The organism is Pseudomonas viridiflava (genome assembly GCF_003702045.1).
Lineage (GTDB): Bacteria > Pseudomonadota > Gammaproteobacteria > Pseudomonadales > Pseudomonadaceae > Aquipseudomonas > Aquipseudomonas viridiflava_C.
Map to the genome: position 1 here is coordinate 194,069 of NZ_RBTP01000069.1, position 22,836 is coordinate 216,904.

The 22,836-nt window shown below is 59.3% G+C and carries 19 protein-coding genes; 6 read left to right on the forward strand and 13 right to left on the reverse strand.

Annotation, left to right across the window (positions count from 1 at the left end; genetic code table 11):
• Positions 1-74 precede the first annotated feature (74 nt).
• Positions 75-1,256 carry a DUF5924 family protein gene (locus ALP40_RS21625; protein WP_122210208.1) on the forward strand — a complete coding sequence of 394 codons (1,182 nt, stop codon included), beginning with the start codon at positions 75-77 and terminating at the stop codon, positions 1,254-1,256.
• Between the two features lie 4 nt (positions 1,257-1,260).
• Here the strand turns inward: ALP40_RS21625 and ALP40_RS21630 are convergent, their stop codons facing one another.
• The 6 genes from ALP40_RS21630 to ALP40_RS21655 form a co-directional block, all read right to left on the reverse strand.
• Positions 1,261-2,502: a nucleoside recognition domain-containing protein gene (locus ALP40_RS21630; protein ID WP_122210209.1), complete on the reverse strand. Its 1,242-nt coding sequence runs from the start codon at positions 2,500-2,502 to the stop codon at positions 1,261-1,263.
• 201 nt (positions 2,503-2,703) lie between these two features.
• A complete protein-coding gene (gene gltP, locus ALP40_RS21635; RefSeq protein ID WP_122210210.1) occupies positions 2,704-4,035 on the reverse strand; it encodes a glutamate/aspartate:proton symporter GltP in 1,332 nt (443 codons plus the stop codon).
• A 645-nt stretch (positions 4,036-4,680) separates the two neighbouring features.
• On the reverse strand, positions 4,681-5,145 hold the full coding sequence (locus tag ALP40_RS21640; protein WP_122210211.1) for an inhibitor of vertebrate lysozyme family protein: 465 nt from the start codon (positions 5,143-5,145) through the stop codon (positions 4,681-4,683).
• A gap of 2 nt (positions 5,146-5,147) precedes the next feature.
• A complete protein-coding gene (locus tag ALP40_RS21645) occupies positions 5,148-5,312 on the reverse strand; it encodes a DUF1328 domain-containing protein (protein ID WP_002555679.1) in 165 nt (54 codons plus the stop codon).
• A gap of 58 nt (positions 5,313-5,370) precedes the next feature.
• Complete coding sequence (locus ALP40_RS21650) at positions 5,371-5,655, reverse strand: hypothetical protein (protein WP_122210212.1); 285 nt, start codon at positions 5,653-5,655, stop codon at positions 5,371-5,373.
• A 228-nt stretch (positions 5,656-5,883) separates the two neighbouring features.
• A complete protein-coding gene (locus ALP40_RS21655) occupies positions 5,884-6,729 on the reverse strand; it encodes a BON domain-containing protein (RefSeq protein WP_122210213.1) in 846 nt (281 codons plus the stop codon).
• Positions 6,730-6,926: 197 nt separating this feature from the next.
• Here ALP40_RS21655 and algB point away from each other — a divergent pair, with 197 nt between their 5' ends.
• Entirely contained in the window at positions 6,927-8,273 is a 1,347-nt protein-coding gene (gene algB / locus ALP40_RS21660) for a sigma-54-dependent response regulator transcription factor AlgB (RefSeq protein WP_122210214.1), read from the forward strand.
• A gap of 10 nt (positions 8,274-8,283) precedes the next feature.
• Entirely contained in the window at positions 8,284-10,071 is a 1,788-nt protein-coding gene (locus ALP40_RS21665; RefSeq protein WP_122210215.1) for a KinB sensor domain-containing domain, read from the forward strand.
• 225 nt (positions 10,072-10,296) lie between these two features.
• Here ALP40_RS21665 and ALP40_RS21670 read toward each other — a convergent pair whose 3' ends face one another.
• From ALP40_RS21670 to ALP40_RS21695, 6 genes are all read right to left on the reverse strand, one after another.
• Positions 10,297-11,913, reverse strand: a complete 1,617-nt coding sequence (locus tag ALP40_RS21670) for an EAL domain-containing protein (RefSeq protein ID WP_122210216.1) — start codon at positions 11,911-11,913, stop codon at positions 10,297-10,299.
• 82 nt (positions 11,914-11,995) lie between these two features.
• Positions 11,996-12,775, reverse strand: coding sequence for an N-acetylmuramoyl-L-alanine amidase (locus tag ALP40_RS21675; protein WP_122210217.1), 780 nt, complete (start codon positions 12,773-12,775; stop codon positions 11,996-11,998).
• Between the two features lie 95 nt (positions 12,776-12,870).
• Positions 12,871-14,937: a GGDEF domain-containing protein gene (locus ALP40_RS21680; RefSeq protein ID WP_122210218.1), complete on the reverse strand. Its 2,067-nt coding sequence runs from the start codon at positions 14,935-14,937 to the stop codon at positions 12,871-12,873.
• Entirely contained in the window at positions 14,934-15,809 is an 876-nt protein-coding gene (locus ALP40_RS21685) for an endonuclease/exonuclease/phosphatase family protein (protein WP_122210219.1), read from the reverse strand. The genes ALP40_RS21680 and ALP40_RS21685 overlap by 4 nt, the downstream gene beginning before the upstream one ends.
• A gap of 9 nt (positions 15,810-15,818) precedes the next feature.
• Complete coding sequence (locus ALP40_RS21690; protein ID WP_122210220.1) at positions 15,819-16,463, reverse strand: thiol:disulfide interchange protein DsbA/DsbL; 645 nt, start codon at positions 16,461-16,463, stop codon at positions 15,819-15,821.
• A gap of 175 nt (positions 16,464-16,638) precedes the next feature.
• The gene (locus tag ALP40_RS21695; RefSeq protein WP_122210221.1) at positions 16,639-17,253 is read right to left on the reverse strand and encodes a cytochrome c; all 615 of its coding nucleotides are present in this window, start codon (positions 17,251-17,253) and stop codon (positions 16,639-16,641) included.
• A 355-nt stretch (positions 17,254-17,608) separates the two neighbouring features.
• Here ALP40_RS21695 and yihA point away from each other — a divergent pair, with 355 nt between their 5' ends.
• Positions 17,609-18,244 (forward strand): ribosome biogenesis GTP-binding protein YihA/YsxC, encoded by a 636-nt coding sequence (gene yihA / locus ALP40_RS21700; protein ID WP_073170442.1) that lies wholly within the window; start codon positions 17,609-17,611, stop codon positions 18,242-18,244.
• A 241-nt stretch (positions 18,245-18,485) separates the two neighbouring features.
• Here yihA and polA read toward each other — a convergent pair whose 3' ends face one another.
• Positions 18,486-21,251, reverse strand: a complete 2,766-nt coding sequence (gene polA / locus ALP40_RS21705; RefSeq protein WP_122210222.1) for a DNA polymerase I — start codon at positions 21,249-21,251, stop codon at positions 18,486-18,488.
• A 74-nt stretch (positions 21,252-21,325) separates the two neighbouring features.
• On the opposite strand from polA, the gene ALP40_RS21710 reads away from it, so the two are divergent.
• Positions 21,326-21,613: a DUF2782 domain-containing protein gene (locus ALP40_RS21710; protein WP_122210223.1), complete on the forward strand. Its 288-nt coding sequence runs from the start codon at positions 21,326-21,328 to the stop codon at positions 21,611-21,613.
• A gap of 34 nt (positions 21,614-21,647) precedes the next feature.
• Positions 21,648-22,598 (forward strand): homoserine kinase, encoded by a 951-nt coding sequence (locus ALP40_RS21715; RefSeq protein ID WP_122210224.1) that lies wholly within the window; start codon positions 21,648-21,650, stop codon positions 22,596-22,598.
• Positions 22,599-22,836 lie beyond the last annotated feature (238 nt).

Here is a 22,836-nt window from a genome sequence, read left to right on the forward strand (position 1 = left end):
TGCATTCAGTAACGTGTTCAGCATTGTTATGCTGCGCGGCTTTTCGAATGTTTCAACCCGAGTGAACTGTCCAAATGCCCGACCTGAACCGCTTTGTTACACCCGTGCTCGACTTGATGCAGCGCTATCCGGGCCTCATTGCGGCTTTTGGTTTCGTCTCCGGTATTGCCAGTTTCATTCTGGTCGATCGACAGGAAGGCCTGGCGACCTGGATCGCAGTGGTCATGCTGATCAGTTGGCTGTGGCTGATGGTCGAAAACACGATGGTCGGGATGCTCAACAAGGCCATCGGCCGTGAGATTCCGCAAGGCTTGCTGCGTTATGGCACGCAGATGATTCACCAGGAAAGCCTGTTCTTCGTACTGCCGTTCTTCTTCATCACCACGACGTGGAACAGCGGCCAGGCCGTTTTCACCGCCTTACTGGGCGCTGCAGGGCTGATTTCGATCATCGATCCGTTGTACTACAAATGGCTCGCGCCTCGCCGCTGGCTGTTCATGGCGTTGCACACACTGACGTTGTTCGCCGCCTTGCTGACTGCGCTGCCCATCATCGTGCACCTGACAACCGCCGAAAGTTACAAGCTGGCGCTTGGTGTCGCGATGCTGCTGTCTTTTCCGAGCCTGGCCTCGAGTTTCCCGCTGACCAATTGGCGCAATGCGTTGATGGTACTCACTATGATTGTGGTAGCAGGCGGCGCGGGATGGTTGCTGCGTTCCTGGGTGCCGCCTGCCACGTTGTGGTTGACCGAGGTGGCCGTCAGCCCTGACTTCGATGACAAGAACCGCACGCCGGGCGACAGCATCCGTCAGATCAGCGCCAGCCAGCTGCGCAGCAGCGGATTGTATGCGTACACCGCCATCAACGCCCCACGTGGCCTTGAGGAGCGTATTTATCATGTATGGCGGCATGACGGTAAAGAGATGGACCGAATCGCCCTGGACATCCACGGCGGGCGCAAGGAAGGCTATCGCGCCTGGACACACAAACAGAATTTTCCGCAGGACGTAGTCGGGCGCTGGCAGGTGAGGGTGCTGACCGAGGACGGGCAGATGATCGGCGTGCTGCGTTTCAACGTGACCGAAGCCGATGAGCCCGCCGTCAAGCGACCGACCGGCAGGATCATCAAACTCAAGCCTGGCGGCGATACGGGCGAGGAAGGCAAGCCCGAATCAGCGCCTGAAAAATCCGCGCCCGCTCAGCCGGAGCAGAAGGCACCGGAAGCTGAAGCAGCGCCCGAGACGCCCGCTCAATAACCCGTCAGGCGGCAGTGGCGCCGAAGAACCAGTAACACACGAAGATCGCCGCCACCACGCCACAAAACTCGGCCAGCAGCGCGCAACCCACGGCATGACGGGCGCGCTGAATGCCAACGGCGCCGAAATACACCGCCAGTACGTAGAACGTGGTTTCGGTACTGCCCTGAATGGTCGCGGCCGCCAAGGCCGCGAAGCTGTCCACGCCCTGGGTCTGCATGGTTTCAATCAGCAAGGCCCTCGCGGCGCTGCCGGAGAAGGGTTTGACCATCGCCGTCGGCAAGGCATCGACGAAGCGCGTGTCCCAGCCCAGCCACTCCACCAGGTGCCTGATGCCTTCCAGGCCGAAGTCCAATGCGCCTGAAGCACGTAACACGCCGACTGCGCAGAGCATCGCGACCAGATACGGCAACAGGCTCTTGGCGACGTCAAAGCCTTCCTTTGCGCCTTCGACAAACGCCTCGTACACCTGCACTTTGCGCAGCGAGCCGATGATCAGAAACATCATGATCAGGCCAAACAGTGTGAGGTTACCCAAAATGGACGAAAGGCCCGCCAGCGCAGCGGCTGACAGCGTGGCCAGAAACGCCATGAAGCCGCCCAGCAGCAGCGCGCCAGGTATCAGATAAGCCAGCACCACCGGATCCCATAGACGCAGGCGCTGCATGAACGCAACCGACAGCAGGCCCACGACCGTGGAGGCACTTGTTGCCAGCAGGATCGGCAGGAACACCAGCGTGGGATCGACCGCGCCTTGCTGCGCCCGATACATGAAGATCGTCACTGGCAATAGAGTCAGGGACGATGCGTTCAAGACCAGAAACAGAATCTGCGCGTTGCTCGCGGTGTCCTTGCTGGGGTTGAGCTCCTGCAACGAGCGCATAGCCTTAAGGCCGATGGGCGTTGCAGCATTATCCAGCCCGAGTGCGTTGGCAGCGAAGTTCAGGGTAATCAGACCCAGCGCTGGATGACCCGGCGGCACTTCCGGCATCAGACGCAAAAACAGCGGCCCCAGCACTTTGGCCAGCCAGTCGACGATCCCGGCTTTCTCGGCGATGCGCAGAAAACCAAGCCAAAGGGTGAGGGTGCCGAACAGCAGCACCATGACTTCGACCGACAGTTTGGCCATCGCAAAGATGCTCTCGACCATCGCCGCAAAAATGCCCGCGTTGCCGCCGACCAGCCACTGCGCCATCGCGGAAATCGCCGCCACGACAAAAAAACCAAGCCACAGGCCATTGAGCATCGGATAAGTCCCTCACAAGATGCGGGGATGATAACGGCGAGGGGGGCAGGAGGGAAATCGGAGGCTGCCCGCTTCACAGCCAGAAGCGAACGCGTAGCGAAGGACCGAGCGGTGTGTGAGGTTTTGATCGTGCGGACGTTGAACATACCAAGCGGCTCCCACGCTGGAGCGTAGGAGCGATGAGTGCAAGGAACTCAGCAATCACTTAGCGGCAGGGTTCACCAGCGGAACGGGTTCCTTGCTGCGCCAGTGCGGCAGGGAGTCCCAGTAGGCCTGGCCCTTCGCATCGTCATACATGCCTTCCCAGCGCGAAATGACCAGTACGGCCAGCGCGTTGCCGATGACGTTCAGGGCGGTGCGCGCCATGTCCATGATGCGGTCGACGCCTGCAATGAAGGCCAGACCTTCCAATGGGATGCCTGCGCTACCCAATGTCGCCAGCAGCACGACGAAGGACACGCCCGGAACGCCTGCGATGCCCTTGGACGTCACCATCAGCGTTACGACCAGCATCAACTGCGCGCCAATGGACAAATCGATGCCATAAAGCTGGGCGATGAACATGGCGGCGATGCTCTGGTAGAGCGTCGAGCCATCAAGGTTGAACGAGTAGCCGGTGGGCACCACGAAGCTGCAAATCGCTTTCGGCGCGCCGTAGGCTTCCATTTTCTGAATCACGCGGGGCAATACGGTTTCAGAGCTTGCTGTGGAATACGCCAGAATCAGCTCATCCTTGAAAATCCGCATCAGCTTCAGAACTGAAAAGCCGAACGCCCGGGCAATCAGGCCCAGTACCACGAACGCAAAGAAAGCGATGGCGACATAGACCAGAATCACCAGCTTGGCGAGCGGCAGCAGCGAGGCGAAACCGAAGTTGGCGACGGTCACCGCGATCAGGGCGAAAACGCCGATCGGTGCGTAGTTCATGATCATGTGCGTGACCTTGAACATCGTTTCCGAGACGCCCTGGAACAGTCTGACCAGCGGATCACGCACTTCGGCTTGAAGGCTCGAAAGGCCCAGGCCAAACAGCACCGAGAAGAAGATGATGGGCAGCATCTCGCCACGCGCCATCGCCGCAAAAATGTTGGACGGGATCAGATTGAGGATCGTGGCGATAAACGCGTGATCGTGCTGAACCTCGGCAGTGGTCTGCTGATATTTGGAGATATCGACCGTGCCCAACGTGCTCATGTCGATGCCGGTGCCCGGGTGGAAGACATTGGCCAGCACCAGACCGACCAGAATCGCGATGGTGGTCACCACCTCGAAATAGAGGATGGTCTTCAGACCTATGCGACCCAGCTTTTTGGCATCTCCCACGCCCGCAATGCCCACTACGAGCGATGCGACAACGATGGGGATAACAATCATCTTGATCAGACGAATGAAGATATCACCGGCCGGTTGCAGGATATTGCTGATCCACCAGGCCTTTTCAGCACTGAAGTGATTGAGCGCGGCACCGACCAGGATACCCAGCGCCAGACCGATAAGAATCTGCCAGGCCAGACTCAGCTTTGCCTTCTTCATTTCATTACCCTTTGTTCAAAGTGGCTTGGTCCACTCCAAAACCGTCACGTTGAAAGCGCTTTTCCACAGCAGTTTCAGGCGGCGGATGCCTTTGGAAATGTCCACAGAAGGTCACCGCAGGCGAGCATCCCGTCTCTATAGCAGGCGAAAAAAAGTCGCAACTATTCCCACCCCATGCGCACACGTCTAATGCCGTAAACGACTACCCCATGCAGGATCGGCATACAAAAACGACCAAAAGAATTGATTTGCGACACGGAAGAAGAGGGCGATTCGGCGCGAAGCTGGCTAGAACGTCGCCTAAAGGAGGCAAGAGGGAAATTATCGAGCGGAGATGAAAAGGTACTGAAGAAGCGTTTTCCTACAAGATTTTAAGGATATACGGTCAACAGACAGGGAACTAACCGGTAAAACGTAGAGCGCCGCGCAGAACTCATAATTGGACTCGATGCACACAGCAGCGAGAAATCATGAACGTGCGCGGCAGCTTGCCTGACCCGGCCCTCAACGGAGGTACTCCCTGTACCCCTAGGTCGCGCCGATTCTAACAATCAGCACATCCCGGCCCCCTGGTCATGCGCGAACCCTCTTCGGGTCGCACAATAAGAAGAAGTCATCAGGTTTCCACGACTTCTTCCCTCTGGATCAATACCAGTTCGGGTCCTTGCGCAGCTGCTCGTTGAGCAGCTGCTTCATGCCCTCGTCAGGCTTGCCCAAATACCGGTAGGTGGCATGACGCGTAGGAGATTTGTCAGCTGGGAGGCCAGCAGGCACTTCAACCAACATCGCGTACGCGTCTTCCTTGTCGAGACTGAAAGCCACGATCAAGCGTTTGCTCTTGCACGTATCGGTGGTTTCGCACAGCGGCCCCACCAGATACGGATCACCGTCCTCGGTCACTGCCGTCATTTGCTCGGAAGTACCGGACAGGTTCAACACCCATTCCGGCAAACGCTCTTCCTTCTGCACGACTTTCGTCCAGGTCTGGCGATACTCGGGTGATGAATTAAGCAATTCATTGGCCCGAGCTTGCCCATCATTGGCGGCTGATGCCAAGGCACTGCCGCCCATGATCAGGGCGGCTGCCAGCGTACGGAGTGACGTATGCATCGTTAGCCTCGACCGCGACGACCGAAGAAGAACGACACTACGAACATGACCAGGAACACGACGAACAGGATCTTGGCGATACCGGTAGCGGTGCCTGCGATACCACCGAAGCCCAGAACGGCAGCAACAATGGCGATGATCAGAAACGTGATTGCCCAACTCAACATGGTGATACTCCTTTTTTACATCCGTTTATTTTTGAATGACGCAGTGGTTCAAGTCGGGTCAAAAAACCCATTTTTGCTGTGGCGCTACTTCATTCGCCGAGACAACACCCTCTACAGGACGCAGGCCCGATGCAGTGCCTTGACTCATCGGAGCGCTGACGCTGCGATAAGACGCACTGCTGTGAATGATTTGCTGTCTGGTTTCAGTTGCTTCACTGACTTGTGTCCAGCGTTGAAACTGTTGAATGGCAATCAGGGTGACGAGCAGGGCGAGAAGCAAAAACAAGCCTTGCTGAATGTGAAGAGGGGAGATACGCAATTGTGCAATACGCTGGCTGTTCATTTGCAAATCCCCTCCACCCGGGTGGCATTCAATTGTGTGGGTCAGCACGTACCGACCATTCGTTGAAGGGGATATTGCAGACTGCATGCCAGCTTTCTTGACGCATTTAAACGCTTATAAATCAACATCTTACAAACTTACGACACTTTTACTTACAAGCAAGCTGCACGATTACACCTTTGCAATCGTGCGTTCTGCACGAAACGTTCTGCGCACCCTCAGCCGCTGTCAGCCTGCGCTGCGGGCCATGACTTTCAGCGCGTCGGCATTCACGCCTTTGACGCCGCGTATATTTCGTGCGATTTCGACCGCCAGTTCCTTCTCCGCAAAGTTGGCGACCACGCCGTTAAGCGTCACCAGACCCTCTTTGGTGTCGACCTTGATGTTCAGACCATCCAGATTGCGACTGTAGATAAGGCTGGATTTCACCTTGCTGGTGATCCAGGCATCGCTGAGCTCTTCGGTCGGGCTCAGGTTCTGAGGCTGAGTCTTGGCTGCAATGGAGTCCGCTGCGCTCAAGCTGATCAAGTTGTTGACGCTGACCACGCCGTCCGTATTGCTCGCCAGGCTGCCCGCCAGCTCCTTGGCCTCGGGGCTTTGCGCACGGCCCTTGAGCGTCACGACGCCATCCTTGCTGTCGACATCGATGGTTAACGCCTCGGTCACGCTGCTCCACAGCAGCTTCGACTTCACGGTGGCAACCAGGGTGGCGTCTTCGAAACGCTGGGCCATGTTGGCCTTGGTGCCGGGCTCATTAGCAATGGCAGCGTCGATCTCCAACTGATTGTCGACTTTGTCGATGCCCTTGATGTCCAGCGCGATGCGTTCGGCCAGCTCGCGATCGACCTCGTTTTCTACCTTGCCTTTAAGGATCGCTGTTCCTTTCTCGACATTCACATCGATCTTGAAAGGGCTCAGGTGCTTGTTCAGCGCAAAGGCCGTCCAGATCGAGCCTTCCTGACGCGCCTCTGCCAGTTGAGTGGGCAGGTCGCCCTGGGCCTGGGCCGGCAAAGGACTGGTTCCCAGCACAGCGGCGGTTGCGGTGATCAACGCTAGTTTTTTCAACGAGTGCATGGCGTTTTCCTTCTGAGGTGGGCTATTCGTCTCCACATGGACGGTTTTAGCGACATAAACACGGACTAATCAGCCTGATCGCGATTAATTGAACAGATCGCTAGCATGCATGCCGCTGAATCAATCAGAATTGACCATGCAACTTGCCCGATGATTCCGAGACTAACTGAGACAATTCATTAAGGAGCGTAGGAAAAATGGAAGCAGCCACTGAGAATCAGGGCCGTATTCTGCTTGTGGACGACGAGTCCGCCATCCTCCGCACCTTCCGGTACTGCCTGGAAGACGAAGGCTACAGTGTCGCCACTGCCAACAGCGCAGCGCAGGCTGACACGCTGATGCAACGCCAGGTCTTTGACCTGTGTTTTCTGGATTTGCGCCTGGGAGAAGACAACGGTCTCGACGTTCTGGCACAAATGCGAATTCAAGCCCCCTGGATGCGCGTCGTGATCGTCACGGCCCACTCGGCGGTGGACACGGCGGTCGATGCCATTCAGGCCGGCGCTGCTGATTATCTGGTCAAACCCTGCAGCCCCGACCAACTTCGACTGGCAACCGCCAAACAGCTGGAAGTCCGGCAGTTGTCGGCCCGGCTGGAAGCCCTGGAAGGTGAGATTCGCAAGCCCAAGGACGGCCTGGACTCCCATAGCCCCTCAATGATGGCGATCCTGGAAACGGCCCGTCAGGTCGCCGTGACCGACGCCAACATTTTGATTCTGGGCGAGTCGGGTACGGGTAAAGGTGAGCTGGCGCGAGCAATTCATGGCTGGAGCAAGCGGGCGAAGAAGTCCTGCGTCACCATCAACTGCCCGTCGCTTACCGCAGAATTGATGGAAAGCGAATTGTTTGGTCACAGTCGCGGGGCGTTTACAGGCGCCAGCGAAAGCACCTTGGGCCGAGTCAATCAGGCCGACGGCGGCACGCTATTTCTCGACGAGATCGGCGATTTTCCATTGACGTTGCAACCCAAGTTGCTGCGATTCATTCAGGACAAGGAATACGAGCGCGTCGGTGACCCGGTCACTCGCCGCGCCGATGTGCGCATTCTGGCGGCCACCAACCTGAACCTGGAAGACATGGTGCGCAGCGGTCGCTTCCGTGAGGACCTGCTTTACCGGTTGAACGTCATCACACTGCACCTGCCCGCCCTGCGTGAACGTAGTGAGGACATCCTGACACTGGCAGACCGATTCCTGGCCCGCTTCGTGAAGGAATACGCGCGCCCGGCACGAGGTTTCAGTGAAGAAGCACGCGCCGCACTGCTCAACTATCGCTGGCCGGGCAACATCCGCGAGCTGCGCAACGTCATCGAGCGGGCCAGCATCATCTGCCCGCAAGAACGAGTGGAAATCAGCCACTTGGGTATGGCGGAACAACCGGCCAACAACGCGCCTCGCGTGGGTGCGGCACTGAGTCTGGACGAGCTGGAAAAAGCCCACATCGGCGCCGTACTCGCCACCAGCGAGACACTCGACCAGGCCGCCAAGACACTGGGCATCGACGCCTCGACGCTTTACCGCAAACGTAAACAGTACAACCTATGATTAATCTCACATGAAACTGGCCATGAAGTTGCGCACTCGCCTGTTCCTGAGCATATCGGCCCTCATCACCGTGGCATTGCTGGGGCTGCTGCTGGGCCTGGTCAGTGTCATGCAGATGGCCAGAACTCAGGAATCGCTGATCCAGCACAACTTCGCCATCCTCGATACCGGCCTGAAGCTGCGGCAAAACCTCGGCGACCAACTGGTGCTGATGACCGGCTCCCAGCACAGCGTGGCGCAGCTGGAAAAAGCCCAGGCAGAGTTTCAAGAGCTGCTTGATCAGAGCGCGGTCAACGACAATCGGCAGACCATTCTCGACACCTTTGAAAAAGCGAAGACCGACTACCGACACTTCATTGATGACTGGAAGCGGCTGGGCGACGATCCCCGCGGCATCCGGGGCAACCCGGAGCTGAGCGCCAGCTTCGACCAGTTGCGCAATGGCCTGCTGGACATTCATCGCCAGGCGCTGGAGAGCATCAGCAACGCCGAGGTCAATTCGCGGGAACGTGCGCTGTGGATCGCGGGCCTTCTCGGGCTTGTCGGGCTGGCAGTGCTGTGTATCGGCTTCGTGACCGCACACGGCATCGCCCGACGCTTCGGCGCGCCCATCGAGGCGCTGGCCAAGGCCGCAGACCGCATAGGTCAGGGTAATTACGAGGTCACGCTGCCTATTTCGTCGGCGGCAGAGATGAACCTGCTGACCCGACGTTTCGGCATCATGGCCGAGGCGCTGCGTCAGCACCAGGCCACCAATATCGACGAACTGCTCGCGGGCCAGCAACGCCTGCAAGCGGTGTTGGACAGTATTGATGATGGATTGCTGATGATCGACCGACAGGGTCGTCTTGAGCACTTGAACCCTGTAGCCCAGCGCCAGCTGGGGTGGGACGAAAGCCGACTGGGCCAGGGACTTGGCGAGGCGTTGGGTCATCCTGAGCTGGACGAACAGCTGCACCTGATTCTACGTGGCGGCAGTCTGGAACGCGCCCCTGAAGACCTGGCCATCGAGATCGACAACGAATCGCGTCTGCTGACCTACAGCATGACGCCGGTCAGCCACACCAAAGGGCATATCCTCGGTGCGGTGATGGTGCTGCATGACGTGACCGAGCAACGGGCGTTCGAACGCGTGCGCAGCGAGTTCGTCCTGCGCGCCTCGCACGAATTGCGCACCCCGGTGACGGGCATGCACATGGCGTTCGGTCTGCTTCAGGAGCGACTGCACTTTGCCCCGGAAACCCGAGAGGCCGACCTGCTCAATACCGTGACCGAAGAAATGCAGCGCCTGATGCAGCTGATCAACGACCTGCTCAACTTCTCGCGTTACCAGAACGGCCTGCAGAAACTCAAACTGGCACCGTGCTCCATCGAAACTTTGCTGGAAGAAGCCAAGGCCCGCTTTGACGACCAGGCGAACGAGCAGGGCATCGTCCTGATGCTGGACATCCACGAAACCCTGCCACGGCTGCATGCCGACCAGTCGCAACTGGAGCGGGTGCTGGATAACCTGTTGGATAACGCCTTGCGACACACGCCCGAAAACGGTCTGATCCGCCTGCAAGCCAGGCGTCACGGTGAACGGGCGGTGATCAGTGTTGAAGACAACGGCGAGGGCATCGCGTACGGCCAGCAGGCACGAATCTTCGAGCCCTTCGTGCAGGTCGGCCGCAAAAAGGGCGGAGCCGGGCTTGGCTTGGCGCTCTGCAAAGAGATCGTCCAACTGCACGGCGGGCGGATGGGCGTCTATTCAAGACCGGGGCAGGGCACCCAGTTCTACATGGCGCTGCCGCTTTAGCCGTCAGAGAAGCAAACCTGCTGCTGCCCGAAGGGCGTAGGCGCTCTCGCAGGTTACAACGGCAGCGGATGCCTTAATTGGCGCTGATCCGCGCCTGCAGGGACATCTGTCGAAACGCAGTGCCTGGAGGATTGTATTCGCGGACACGTCCGCGCCCACGGGCTGGTGGTTTCGGGTCTATCGCGAGACGCAGCCATAGAAAACTGCGTTGATAAGAAATCCTCTTTACGCCACATCGTCTTTGCGCCTCGCAGCGCTGCGGCGTCCGCCGGTCACCAGTTCCACGAATGTGCCAGACGTCAGCGGACGGGCGAACAACCAGCCCTGGCCGTACATCACGCCTTCACTGTTGAGCAGCGCCGCTTGGGATTCGAACTCGATGCCTTCGGCAATCACCTTCAGGCGCAGGGCGTGGGCCATTCGGATAATGTGCGGTGCAACGCCACTGCTGGCGGCATCGTGGCCCAGCGCGTCGACAAACGCCTTGTCGATTTTCAGGCAATCCACCGGCAGGGTCTGTAGGTAGGCCAGGCTGCAATAGCCTGTGCCAAAGTCATCAATCAGTACTTGGTGGCCGCGATCACGCAGCGTTTGCAGGTAGTTGCTCGCAACCACCACATCGATCAGGCCGCGTTCTGTCACCTCGAAAGCAATCTGCCGTGCAGCCACCTTGTGCAACGCCAGCAATCTCGCTGTTATTCGCTCTATGCGGGCGGACATGACGTCGCAGGCCGCCAGGTTGACCGAGATGTACAACTGAGGATTGGCACGCAGCAAAGGTCCCAACTGCTCCAGCGTCTGTTGCAGCACAAAATCGGTGATCTGCCGAATCTGACCGGTGTTCTCCGCCAAGGGTATGAACAGATCGGGGCTCGTCAGGGTGCCATCAGGGCGATGCCAGCGGACCAATGCTTCGGCACCGACACACTGGCGCGTACCCAGGTTAAAAATGGGCTGATAGAGGACCTTTAACTCGCCTCGGCGCAGGGCTCCTGTCAGCTCGGCGCCCAGCGATTTGCGCTGGCGCAGCAACTGAAACACCAGCGCACCCATGCACAACGACAGCAACAGGCTGACCGGAACCAGCAGCCACCAGGCGCCAGTGATTTCCTGCCGCAGCCCGGTTCGCGGCGTGATCAGCACCAACTGGTATTCCGGGCTTTGCGTCGCCATGCGATAAATCAAGTGTGTCGGCGTGGTCATCAGCGGCTCGCTGCCACCGGTTGCCCAGCCAGACACAGGCCAGGGCTGCGCAGGGCCCAGCACCGGTATGGCACGGGTCGCATTGTCCAACACCACGAGCAAGCTGCCACCGGGAGGGAGGTCGACCACATCGGTCAGATGCCCGCGCGAGGTCGATACCCGAAAATCACCACGGCCTAGCACCAGAGCTGCCAGGTTGTCGTCCGGCTGGGCTGACGTATTCAGCCAATAGTCGTAAGTAGGCCCACGAATATCCGGCGCCCGGGTTTCGTTTACCAGCTTCTTGCGGGGCCAACTGGAACAAGGACGCGCATCGCCCACATACGCGGCTTCGTAGATGAATCGGTTGCCGGAAATCACTTCCCGCAAACGCCCGACCAGCTCGGGACTGCAACGCCGCAGGGGTTGGTGCTCAAGGTGATCGAGCCCCGACCGCAATTGGCCGAACAACTGTTCCAGGCGGATGAGAAAACGCTCTCCCTGCGCATTCATCCGTTGGCTCTCGATCTGCCGTGCCTGCTGCAACGCAAGGCCGGCACTGCCCGCCAACAGCACAGCCGCGCTCAACAGGGCCGCCAGCGATGCGAGCAGCCAGGGGCGGGAAAGCGCGGTTCGAAAACGTGTTGAAGCGATGGGCATGTGCGGATACTCGGACAGAGTACCCATCAGTTATAGCAACTGGTGCAAAGTTAGCCCGTCGAAAAACGGGCCGGCAGTGTGCTTAACGAGTGCTGTTGAGCACCTGCAGGATCGCCGCGCTCTGGGCATCTGGCTCGCCATCGAAACGCGCAGGGCGATAATGCATCTGGAAGGCGGCCAGCACCTGCTTTGTAGCGACATCCAGCTCGCCGGTCTGAGGCGTTGTGTAACCCAGGCGTGCCAACTGCTGCTGGAACCAACTGATCGTTGGCAAGTTGTTCATCAACACGGCCTGACGCTGTGCCACCAGCCGTTCGTCGGGCCAGATGCCGAGCCCTTCTGCGGCCAGCCGTTTCCACGGAAAAAGCGGGCCCGGATCCAGCTTGCGCGAAGGCGCGATGTCGCTGTGGCCGATGATGTGCCGGGGATCGATCTTGTTGCGCTTGACGATGTCTTTGAGCAGCACGGTGATCGATTTGATCTGCGCTTCGGTGTACGGATACCAGAGCCGCCCCGTGGGCGATTCGGTGTAGCCCGGATTGACGATCTCGATCCCGATGGAGCTGGAGTTCAGCCAGGTCCGGCCATCCCATTCGCTTTCGCCGGCATGCCATGCACGGGCGCTTTCATCGACCAGTTTGTAGATGGTTGCCTGGCTGTCATCACCAATCAGGTAATGGCTGCTGACTTCGCCGTGAGTGAGCAGCTGAAGCGAGCGCTCCAGCGAGGTCGAGGTGTAGTGCATGACCACGTACTGGATACGGCCGTCGAAATTCACCGACGGGTGGCTCGTGTCCAGTCTGGGACCGCTGGAGCACGCCGTCAGGGCAAGCAGGAGAAAGGCAGAGAAATACAGCTTCATCGGATCAGACTACGTTCACGGAGAATGCAACATCATAACAAAAGAACAGCGATAACCGACTTGTAAAGAACGCTGCCCCGGCCTGACTGCTGCCATCACCCTTGCTCGACCCGATTCCGACCGTTTTCCTTGGCCCGATACAACGCCTGATCGGCGCGCTTGATGGCCACGTCGCTGCGCTCGGCCGTGCGAAATGCCGTCACACCCATCGAAACCGTGATCGTGACTCGCTCGCCCTTGAAGTGAAACGGGCAAAGCTCCACCGCCTCACGAAGTTCATCGAGCAGCGTCAGCCCTGCGGGTACGGGTGTAGCGGGCATGAGCATCACAAACTCTTCGCCCCCGAAGCGGGCCAGGAAATCACCGGGACGCAAACGCTTTTTCAGCACGCTCGCGACAATTTTCAATACTTTGTCGCCCGCAAGGTGCCCGTAGCCATCATTGATGCGTTTGAAGTGATCCAGATCCAGTATGCAGACCAACAGGCTGTTCTTGTGTTGCTGCCATTGGGCCATTTCAGTTTCAAGCCGCTCGCCCCACGCGGCGCGATTCGGCAGCCCGGTGAGCGGGTCGATCAGGGCTTTTTGGCGCTGCTCTTCCAGATTGGTCCGAAACCCAAGCGCTTCCTGCTCCATGCTCGCCACACGGGTGGCAAGGCTCTGCAAGTGCACAGCGACTTCCTGTTCGCGCAGGTCTCGCTTGCGCTGGTAGTCGTCCATCGTGCTCAGCAAACCTTCCAGCCGATTATCGAGCACCTGTTTGAGGCTGGGCAGGTCAGAGGCGTCCTGAACGCTGCTTTGCAAGCCGCCGACTTGCTCACGCAGTTGCTCGTTCAGATCGCGAGCCGAGGACTGGCCCTCGGCATGGTCCTCGCTGGCAGCCTGAAGATGGCTGTGAAACGATTCAAGACGCTCGTTCAACTGCTTGAGGTAGACGCCGAATTCCTGCTGGCCACCGTTATTGATCGCCAGCATCAGCACGGCCAGATCATCCAGGATGGGAAGCAGCTCGTACCAGTTAAGCCCGTGCCTGAGACGCAACTGCATGGCCTCGACCTGCGGCCGGTAATGCTCGGACAGCGTCAGGTCGGAAAGCAGCCCCAGCAGTGTTTCCTCAATATGCGTGGCCACCGAACTGTAGCTCGGCTCAGGCGCGGCGGGCAGTGCGTAGCCGTCGTCCTCGGCGTCTGCATCCGCTTCGCTTTCAGTATCGTCCTCCGGCTCATCGACCACGATGACGGGATCAGGGCGCTGCTGGAACGGAACACTTGGCGTTGGCGTAAGCAAGGACTCGATATCGACGTCCAGCCCCGGCTCAATAACCGTCGGAGCGGGTGGTGCATCAACCGGCGGCGGCTCGGCCATCCGGGCGATGACAGGCTCGGGAATTTCAGGTTCGACCGCTGTGGGCTCAGGGGCAGGGGCTGCGGCTGCGGCTGCGGCGGGCGCAGTTATTTCAGGGGCGACGGAAGAATCGTCAGGGACGACGTCAGGGGGTGCGGCCGAACGCGCAACAGGCGCGGGATCATCGTGCGCTTGCGGCTCTGCTTCAAGCTCATCGCGTTCTTGATGGGGGTCAGATGAAGGGTCAGCGGGCGAGGCGACATCAGGATGAGGAGGGTGAGCCTCGCCATGTTCATCCCGCGAGCCGAACAAACGCTCAAGCAATCCAGGACGATGGCCTTCTTCGGGCTTTTCGAGTTGAGTCAGCGCCTTTCCCTGCAAACCGCTGAGTTCGCTGAGCAACAAGGGCAACTCGCGAGCCTGAGAAGCACGCTCTTCAAGATCTTTGGCAAAGCGCTTGAGCGGCTTGCGCACCTCACGGGGCAGCGGCAGTGCTTGCAGCTGAGAAACCAGCGCGGTGAGGGCGGTACTGATCTGACCAACCCGTACTTCGCGGCGATGCTCGGAATCCAGCACGGCTTTTTCAAGGCGCGGTATCAGGCCTGCCAACCCGGCGTCCATGTCGTCCTTGCGCACGATCTCGCGCATTTCCTTCATGCATTCGTCGACGGCACGGTCAGAGCCTTCTGCCGCCAGACTGCTTCGTACCAAACCTCTGCGGAGCAGGTCGAGCCGCGCATCCCAGCGCTTTTCGAGTTTTTCCTGCTGTTCAATTCCCTTGAGGTATTTCTCTCTCCAACGCTCCGCGTCGTCGCTCATGCAAGGCTTCCACCAGAGGGCACAGGCAGCGAGTCCCCACACAGTGAAGCAGGCAGGCGAATCTCGACAGCAACCGGCAGGTGATCGGAAATGGGTTGAGCCAGTACCTGAACACGTTCAAGTGTCAGGGTCGGGCTGAGCAAAATATGATCAAGACAGCGTTGCGGCCGCCAGCTGGGGAACGTCGCTTCGATCTGTGGAGCCAACAGCCCCAGGTCACGCAACGGCGAATGCTCCAGCAGATCGTTGGCGTGGGTGTTCATGTCGCCCATCAGCACTTGATGACGATAGCCGCCAATCAGCTCGCGAATGTAGGCCAGCTGTCGCGTTCGGGTTCGGGTCCCTAATGCAAGGTGCATCATAACCACCACCAGCGCGTCGTCGCCTTCACCGAAGCGCACCAGAATCGCGCCACGTCCGGCGGGGCCGGGCAGCGGATGATCCTCGATTTTGGCGGGACGCAGACGGCTCAGCACGCCATTGCTGTGCTGAGCGAAGCGGCCGAGATTGCGATTGAGTTGCTGATACCAATACGGAAAAGCACCCAGCTGGGCAAGATGCTCGACCTGATTGACGAAGCCGGAGCGCATGCTGCCGCCATCGACTTCCTGCAAGGCAACCAGATCGAAATCGTGCAGCAGGTCGCCGATCTTCTTCAAATTGCCCGCACGCCCGACGTGCGGCAGCAGGTGTTGCCAGCTGCGCGTCAGGTAGTGCCGGTAACGTTCGGTGCTGATACCGACCTGAATATTGAAACTGAGCAGCCGCAGCCTACCGTCTTCCGGCAGACCGCTTTTGCTCAGATGATGCTCGTTGACCCGCGGATCATGCAGGCCAACGACGCGCTCTGTGCCCTTACCCCAGCGGCCCATGACCGGCGCTTACTTCGCAGCCTGATTGGCCGCACGCTCTTTGGCAATCAGTTGATCAGCCACCTGCAGAGTGGCTTCAGGACCACCGGAGGTGCCCAGATCGAAGCGATACTTGCCGTTGACGATCATGGTCGGGACGCCTGTCACTTCATATTTCTTGGCCAGTTCCTTGTACTGCGCGATCTTGCCCTTTACCGCGAAGGAATCGAACGTCTTGAGGAACTCGTCCTTGTTGACGCCTTGTGTCGCCACGAAGTCGGCCATGTCGTTTTTGTCCGTCAGGCGCTTGCCACCTTTCTGGATCGCATCAAATACGGCAGCGTGAACCTTGTGCTCGACGCCCATCATGTCGAGCGTAATAAACAGTTGGCCGTGGGCATCCCAAGGGCCGCCGAACATGGCAGGAATACGGATGAAATTGACGTCGGACGGCAGTTTCTCAACCCAAGGATTGATGGTCGGTTCGAATGCGTAGCAATGCGGGCAGCCATACCAGAACAGCTCCACGACTTCGATCTTGCCTGGTTGTGCGACAGGCACAGCGCTGCTCAGTTCGACGTATTGCTTGCCAGCCTGGATCGGCTCGGCGGCTTGAGCGGACATACCGAACAGACTGGCGGCAACCAGTGCGGCGCTGATGATCAGATTACGCATGCTTTACTCCTGGACAGATTGAATCGCCTTCGAGCGACGGTCATTTCGACCGGTCGCGAAAGCTTGAGTTCGTTAGTGTAACGCTGGCGACCGGAAAAAAGGGCCGCAGCAGTGGCCCTTTTTGCAGAGGCCGTGAAGCAGGTCATGCAAGTCGGGGCCGTAACCCCGGCGCCGCTCAGTGCAGCCCTTGAATATAGTGCGCCAGCGCTTCGATATCCTTGTTACTGAGTTTTTCAGCGATGGCACGCATGACCATTGTGTCTCCGTCATTGACCCGGTCTCCCTCACGGAACGCCGTCAGCTGCTTTTTTATGTAATCGGCATGCTGGCCGCCAAGATGAGGAAAACCTGCCTGGGTGTTGCCGGAGCCATCGGGGGAATGGCAGCCCGTGCAGGCGGGCAGGCCCTGATCCAGCTTGCCGCCGCGAAACAGGGCCTCGCCACGCGCCACAAGATCTGGAGACGCAACGCCGACGCTGCCTTTCTGGCGCGAGTACCAGGCGGAGATGTCGGCAAGATCCTGATCCGTGAGGTTGTTCAGCATGCCGGTCATTTCCACGACCACGCGCTTGCCGTCTTTGATTTCGCGCAGTTGCTTGAGCAGGTAGCGGTCACCCTGATCCGCCAGCTTGGGGAAATTGGGTGCAAGGCTGTTGCCATCGGGACCGTGGCAGGCACCGCACACGGCGACTTTCGACTGGCCGGCGGCGGCATCGCCTGCAGGATCGGCCGCGTAGGACGAGGCGCAAAGGCCCAGCGTCGCCAGCAGGCTCACACATAATCTGTTCATCAGGTCATCCGATCAGCCAAATAGGGTGAAAAATCGGCTAGCCCATGACTTGCTCATCCCCAAGGATAGTTGGCAAATCCTGGCCACTGCTGTCGTTGCACGCGCCAGTCGGCGCAGCGGCATCGCCTTTGACCCGATGACAACTGCCCTTAAGCCCGATGACTCAGCAAAAACCTTTCAGGTTGAAAGCGGACTGCGTTCTAATGCGCATATTGATTTCGCTGGCTGTGCCCACTCTCCTGCCTGGAGACGAAAGCACACACAAAATTTGCGGCATTATATACTCGCGCTACCCAAACGGAAACGACACGCCCTTGCCGTACGCCCTGCAGGCAAGGCCTTCACCGGAAATCACATGCAACTCAAGAACCCCATCCTCGGTCTGTGCCAACAGGCCACCTTCATGCTCAGCGCCGCCAAGGTCGACCAATGCCCGGACGACGAAGGTTTTGAAGTCGCGTTTGCCGGCCGCTCCAACGCAGGCAAGTCCAGCGCGCTGAATACCCTGACCCACGCCAGCCTGGCGCGCACCTCCAAAACCCCAGGGCGCACCCAGTTGCTGAACTTCTTCGGCCTGGACGAGGATCGTCGTCTGGTCGACCTGCCGGGTTACGGCTACGCCAAAGTGCCTATCCCGCTCAAACAGCACTGGCAGCGTCACCTGGAAGCCTATCTGGGCAGCCGCGAAAGCTTGAAGGGTTTGATTCTGATGATGGACATCCGTCATCCAATGACCGACTTCGACTTGCTGATGCTGGACTGGGCCGTAGCGAGCAAAATGCCGATGCACATTTTGCTGACCAAAGCCGACAAGCTCACCTATGGCGCAGCCAAGAACACACTGCTCAAGGTTCAGTCGGAAATCCGCAAGGGTTGGGGTGAGGCTGTCACCATTCAGCTGTTCTCGGCGCCCAAGCGCATGGGCCTGGAAGAAGCCTACACCGTGCTGGCCGACTGGATGGAGCTGGAAGACAAGGCACCCGCCGAGTAAAACGCGGGCAAAAAAAACCCCGGACTTCGTATGGGGAGGGGGAAGTTCGGGGTTCAAGGTCCGGACCTTAGGGTGGGGCCCGGATATCTGCCAACACTTAACACAACATAGGAGCATGAGTGGCTTTTCAGCCAATCGTGGAGTCTGACTCCCGTCCCGCGGGTTAAGTTCCAGCGATGAAGAAAAGTTCACATTTCCTACAACATTTGGCGAACTTGGTGACAAGTTCGCCACTATGTCATCAGTGCGCCTCGTCCCAGTTGTTGCCCACACCCACTTCAACCAGCAACGGAACCGCCAGTTCAGCCGCGCCGCTCATGTGCGGACGAATTTGCTCGCTGATCTGATCAACCAGGTCTTCGCGTACTTCCAGCACCAGTTCATCGTGCACCTGAAGGATGACCCGCGCGTCCAGCTGCGACTCGTCCAGCCAGCCGTTCACGGCCACCATCGCTTTCTTGATGATGTCGGCTGCGGTGCCCTGCATCGGCGCGTTGATCGCCATGCGCTCCGCGCCCTTGCGCAGTGACTGGTTCTTGGCGTTAATGTCCGGCAGGTACAGGCGACGACCGAAGAGGGTTTCGACGAAACCCTGTTCAGCCGCTTGAGCACGTGTGCGCTCCATGTAATCGAGCACGCCGGGGTAGCGGGCGAAGTAGCGATCCACATACGCCTGCGACTGCTTGCGGTCCACGCCGATCTGCTTGGCCAGGCCGAACGCGCTCATGCCGTAGATCAGACCGAAGTTGATCGCCTTGGCGCTGCGTCGCATGTCGGTGGTGACGTTTTCCAGTTCAACGCCGAACACCTCGGCCGCCGTCGCCCGGTGGACGTCCAGGTCGTTGCGGAACGCATGCAGCAGGCCTTCGTCCTGCGCCAGATGCGCCATGATCCGCAATTCGATCTGCGAATAGTCGGCAGCCAACAGCTTGTAGCCTTTCGGCGCCACGAATGCCTGACGAATGCGGCGACCTTCAGCGGTCCGAATCGGAATGTTCTGAAGGTTCGGGTCACTGGAGGACAGCCGCCCGGTCACCGCCACCGCCTGATGGTAGGAGGTGTGGATACGGTTGGTGCGTGGATTGATCTGCTCGGGCAAACGGTCGGTGTAAGTGCTCTTGAGCTTGCTCATGGAGCGGTATTGCATCAGGACCTTAGGCAGCGGAAAGTCCTGCTCGGCCAGTTCGGCAAGTACCGCTTCGGCCGTGGAAGGCTGGCCGGTGGCGGTCTTGCTGATGATCGGCATGCCGAGCTTTTCGTAAAGAATCACGCCCAACTGCTTGGGTGAGCCCAGGTTGAATTCCTCGCCAGCGATGGCAAACGCTTCACGCTCCAGCGCGGTCATCTTGTCGCCCAGCTCGACGCTCTGAATGCCCAGCAGATTGGCGTCGACCAGCGCACCCTGACGCTCGATGCGCGCCAGTACCGGCACCAGCGGCATTTCGATGTCGTTCAGCACCGGCTGCAGGGTCGGAATGGCAGCCAGCCGAGCCTCGAAGACTTCATGCAGGCGCAAGGTCAGATCCGCTTCTTCGGCGGCATAAGGGTAAGCCTGCTCAAGGGCGATCTGATCGAAGGTCAGCTGCTTGGCACCTTTGCCAGCGATGTCCTGGAAGTTGATCGGCGTGTGCGTCAGGTACTTGGCCACCAGGCTGTCGCGGTCATGGCGAGTGGCGGTGGAGTCCAGCACATAGGACTCAAGAATCGTGTCGAATTTGACGCCCTGCAGATTGATGCCCTGACTCTGATCGCCGCCTATCGCGCAGTTGGCGAGCAGATTGATCGCGAACTTGGCGTGCTGGCCGACCTTGATCTTGCTGGCGTCTTCCAGCAGCGGCTTGAGCGCCTTGAGCACGGCGTCACGATCCAGTTGTTGCGGCACGCCCATATAGGAGTGGGTCAGCGGGATATACGCCGCTTCGTGGGTCTGGATGGCGAATGACAGGCCGACCAGTTGCGCGCGCTGGGCATCAGTGCCGTTGCTCTGGGTGACAAACGCAAACAGGGGCGCGGCGTTGAGCTTCTTCAGCCACGCATCGAATTGCGCCTGCTCAAGGATCACCTCGTAGGCCGCTTCTTTGGTCACCACAGGTGCTTCTTCGACAGCCAACTCCTGCCCGGCGCGCTTGGCGTCACGTTGCAGGTCTTCGATCCAGCTCTTGAATTCAAGCTCGGCGTACAGCTCCATCAGCGCATCGCGGTCCGGTTCGCCGCAATGCAGCTGGTCCAGTTCGATGTCCAGCGGCACGTCGATCTTGATCGTTGCCAGCTCGTAGGACAGGAACGCCATGTCGCGGTGCTCTTCCAGCTTGGCCGCGAGCGTCTTGGCGCCGCGGATCGGCAGGGTCGCTACCGCTTCGAGGTTGCCATACAGCTCTTTGAGTCCACCGCCCACACCGACCAGCAGGCCGACGGCGGTTTTTTCGCCAACGCCGGGTACGCCGGGAATGTTGTCGACCTTGTCGCCCATGAGGGCGAGGTAATCGATGATGTGCTCGGGACCGACGCCAAACTTTTCTTTCACGCCTGTCACGTCCAGCACGCTACCGGTCATGGTGTTGACCAGCGTAATGTGGCCGTCGACCAGTTGCGCCATGTCCTTGTCGCCAGTGGAGATGATCACCGGACGGTCCGCCGCCGCGCTGCTGCGGGCCAATGTGCCGATCACGTCGTCCGCTTCCACGCCTTCAACGCAGAGCAGCGGATAACCCAGGCCTTTGACACAGGCATGCAGCAGATCGACCTGCACGCGCAGGTCGTCCGGCATGCTGGGACGGTTGGCTTTGTATTCGGCGTACATTGTGTCGCGGAATGTGCCGCCCTTGGCGTCGAAGACCACGGCAAACGGGCTGTCCGGGTATTGCCGGCGCAGGCTCTTGAGCATGTTGAGCACGCCTTTGACGGCGCCGGTCGGCAACCCTTTGGACGTAGCCAGCGGAGGCAGTGCGTGGAAAGCACGATAGAGGTAAGAAGAACCGTCCACCAGGACGAGGGGTGCTTGGCTCATGAGCAGAATCAACCTTTTCGGCGGGTCCGGCGCTAGAATGCGAGGACCATTGACGACAAAGGGACAAGGTTATCATGCGCACGGCAAATCGACTGGTGTTGACCGGCTTGTTGGCCCTCTGCCCTTTGGTTGCCGTGTGCGCCGAAGACTCGCCCTCGGCGGCACCGGACGTCACAATCCGCACCGATGGCGACAAAATCATTCAAGAGTATCGCCAGAATGGCTTTCTGTACGCCGTCAAGATCACGCCCAAGCATGGCAAACCCTATTTTCTGGTGCGCGCCGATGGTACAAGCCCCAATTTCATACGTTCGGACCAACCGGACATGCTGATCCCGCAGTGGGAAATATTCAGCTGGTAACACCTTAAATTCACTTATTGCTGGCAGTCCTGATATGTCCGTCTTTACCCCACTGGCTCGGCCCGAGCTGGAAACATTCCTCGCCCCCTACGGGCTCGGCCGTCTGCGCGACTTTCAAGGCATTGCCGCCGGTAGCGAAAACACCAACTACTTCATCAGCTTGGAGCAGGGTGAGTTCGTCCTGACCCTGGTCGAGCGCGGGCCGGTGCAGGAGATGCCGTTCTTCATTGATCTGCTGGATGTGTTGCACAACGCGGACCTGCCGGTGCCCTACGCCTTGCGTACCACCGATGGCCAGGCACTGCGCGAGCTGGCGGGCAAGCCGGCGCTGTTGCAGCCGCGCCTGCCGGGCAAGCACATCAGCCAGCCCAACACGCAGCACTGCGCACAGATCGGTGAATTGCTGGCCAACCTGCATCTGGCGACGCGCGACAACGTACTGGAGCGCAGGACCGATCGCGGGCTGGACTGGATGCTGAGCGAGGGACGCAACTTCCTGTCGCACTTGGGCGAGCAGCAGAGAATGTTGCTGGACAAGTCGCTGCAGGAAATCGAAGACCTCAAGCCGCAGATCCTGGCGCTGCCCCGTGCCAACCTGCACGCGGACATGTTCCGTGACAACGTGCTGTTTGAAGGCACGCACCTGACCGGGCTGATCGATTTCTACAACGCGTGTTCAGGGCCGATGCTGTATGACCTGGCAATCACGCTCAATGACTGGTGCTCCCGCGAGGACGGCCAGATCGACCCGGTACGCGCCCGCGCCATGCTCGGCGCTTATGCGGCTCTGCGACCGTTCAATGCGGCTGAAGCCAAGCTCTGGTCAACCATGCTGCGCATCGGCTGCGTGCGTTTCTGGCTGTCCCGCCTGATCGCAGCAGAAACCTTCGCCGGCCAGGACGTGCTGATTCACGATCCCGTGGAGTTCGAACTTCGCCTGGCCCAACGCCAGGAAACGCATATCCCGCTGCCGTTTGCGTTGTAATTGATCGCTCCCACGCAGTGGGAGCAGGCTCGGCCGCGAATGCAGTATTTCAGTCACTGAAGTTGCGTCGGATATACCGGCCTTTTCGCGGACAAGTCCGCTCCCACGAACCTGGCTTGCAAGTCGGACGCGTGAGCCCGGAAGCGCTTGGCAGGTTCACGAAAGCACCTCAGGAATGCGCCTGGAACAACTCATCGGGGGAGTGGACTTGTCCGCGAATACTGCGTCTCAAACGCTG

Bases quoted from the DNA above. Each gene is read 5' to 3' on its own strand.
- ALP40_RS21665 (WP_122210215.1), top strand. From the start codon at position 8,284: ATGAAACTGGCCATGAAGTTGCGCACTCGCCTGTTCCTGAGCATATCG.
- ALP40_RS21640 (WP_122210211.1), bottom strand. From the start codon at position 5,145: ATGCATACGTCACTCCGTACGCTGGCAGCCGCCCTGATCATGGGCGGC.
- ALP40_RS21690 (WP_122210220.1), bottom strand. From the start codon at position 16,463: ATGCGTAATCTGATCATCAGCGCCGCACTGGTTGCCGCCAGTCTGTTC.
- ALP40_RS21670 (WP_122210216.1), bottom strand. From the start codon at position 11,913: ATGCCCATCGCTTCAACACGTTTTCGAACCGCGCTTTCCCGCCCCTGG.
- ALP40_RS21655 (WP_122210213.1), bottom strand. From the start codon at position 6,729: ATGCACTCGTTGAAAAAACTAGCGTTGATCACCGCAACCGCCGCTGTG.
- ALP40_RS21630 (WP_122210209.1), bottom strand. From the start codon at position 2,502: ATGCTCAATGGCCTGTGGCTTGGTTTTTTTGTCGTGGCGGCGATTTCC.
- ALP40_RS21715 (WP_122210224.1), top strand. From the start codon at position 21,648: ATGTCCGTCTTTACCCCACTGGCTCGGCCCGAGCTGGAAACATTCCTC.
- polA (WP_122210222.1), bottom strand. From the start codon at position 21,251: ATGAGCCAAGCACCCCTCGTCCTGGTGGACGGTTCTTCTTACCTCTAT.
- yihA (WP_073170442.1), top strand. From the start codon at position 17,609: ATGCAACTCAAGAACCCCATCCTCGGTCTGTGCCAACAGGCCACCTTC.
- ALP40_RS21680 (WP_122210218.1), bottom strand. From the start codon at position 14,937: ATGAGCGACGACGCGGAGCGTTGGAGAGAGAAATACCTCAAGGGAATT.
- ALP40_RS21675 (WP_122210217.1), bottom strand. From the start codon at position 12,775: ATGAAGCTGTATTTCTCTGCCTTTCTCCTGCTTGCCCTGACGGCGTGC.
- algB (WP_122210214.1), top strand. From the start codon at position 6,927: ATGGAAGCAGCCACTGAGAATCAGGGCCGTATTCTGCTTGTGGACGAC.
- ALP40_RS21710 (WP_122210223.1), top strand. From the start codon at position 21,326: ATGCGCACGGCAAATCGACTGGTGTTGACCGGCTTGTTGGCCCTCTGC.
- ALP40_RS21695 (WP_122210221.1), bottom strand. From the start codon at position 17,253: ATGAACAGATTATGTGTGAGCCTGCTGGCGACGCTGGGCCTTTGCGCC.
- ALP40_RS21645 (WP_002555679.1), bottom strand. From the start codon at position 5,312: ATGTTGAGTTGGGCAATCACGTTTCTGATCATCGCCATTGTTGCTGCC.
- ALP40_RS21625 (WP_122210208.1), top strand. From the start codon at position 75: ATGCCCGACCTGAACCGCTTTGTTACACCCGTGCTCGACTTGATGCAG.
- ALP40_RS21650 (WP_122210212.1), bottom strand. From the start codon at position 5,655: ATGAACAGCCAGCGTATTGCACAATTGCGTATCTCCCCTCTTCACATT.
- gltP (WP_122210210.1), bottom strand. From the start codon at position 4,035: ATGAAGAAGGCAAAGCTGAGTCTGGCCTGGCAGATTCTTATCGGTCTG.
- ALP40_RS21685 (WP_122210219.1), bottom strand. From the start codon at position 15,809: ATGGGCCGCTGGGGTAAGGGCACAGAGCGCGTCGTTGGCCTGCATGAT.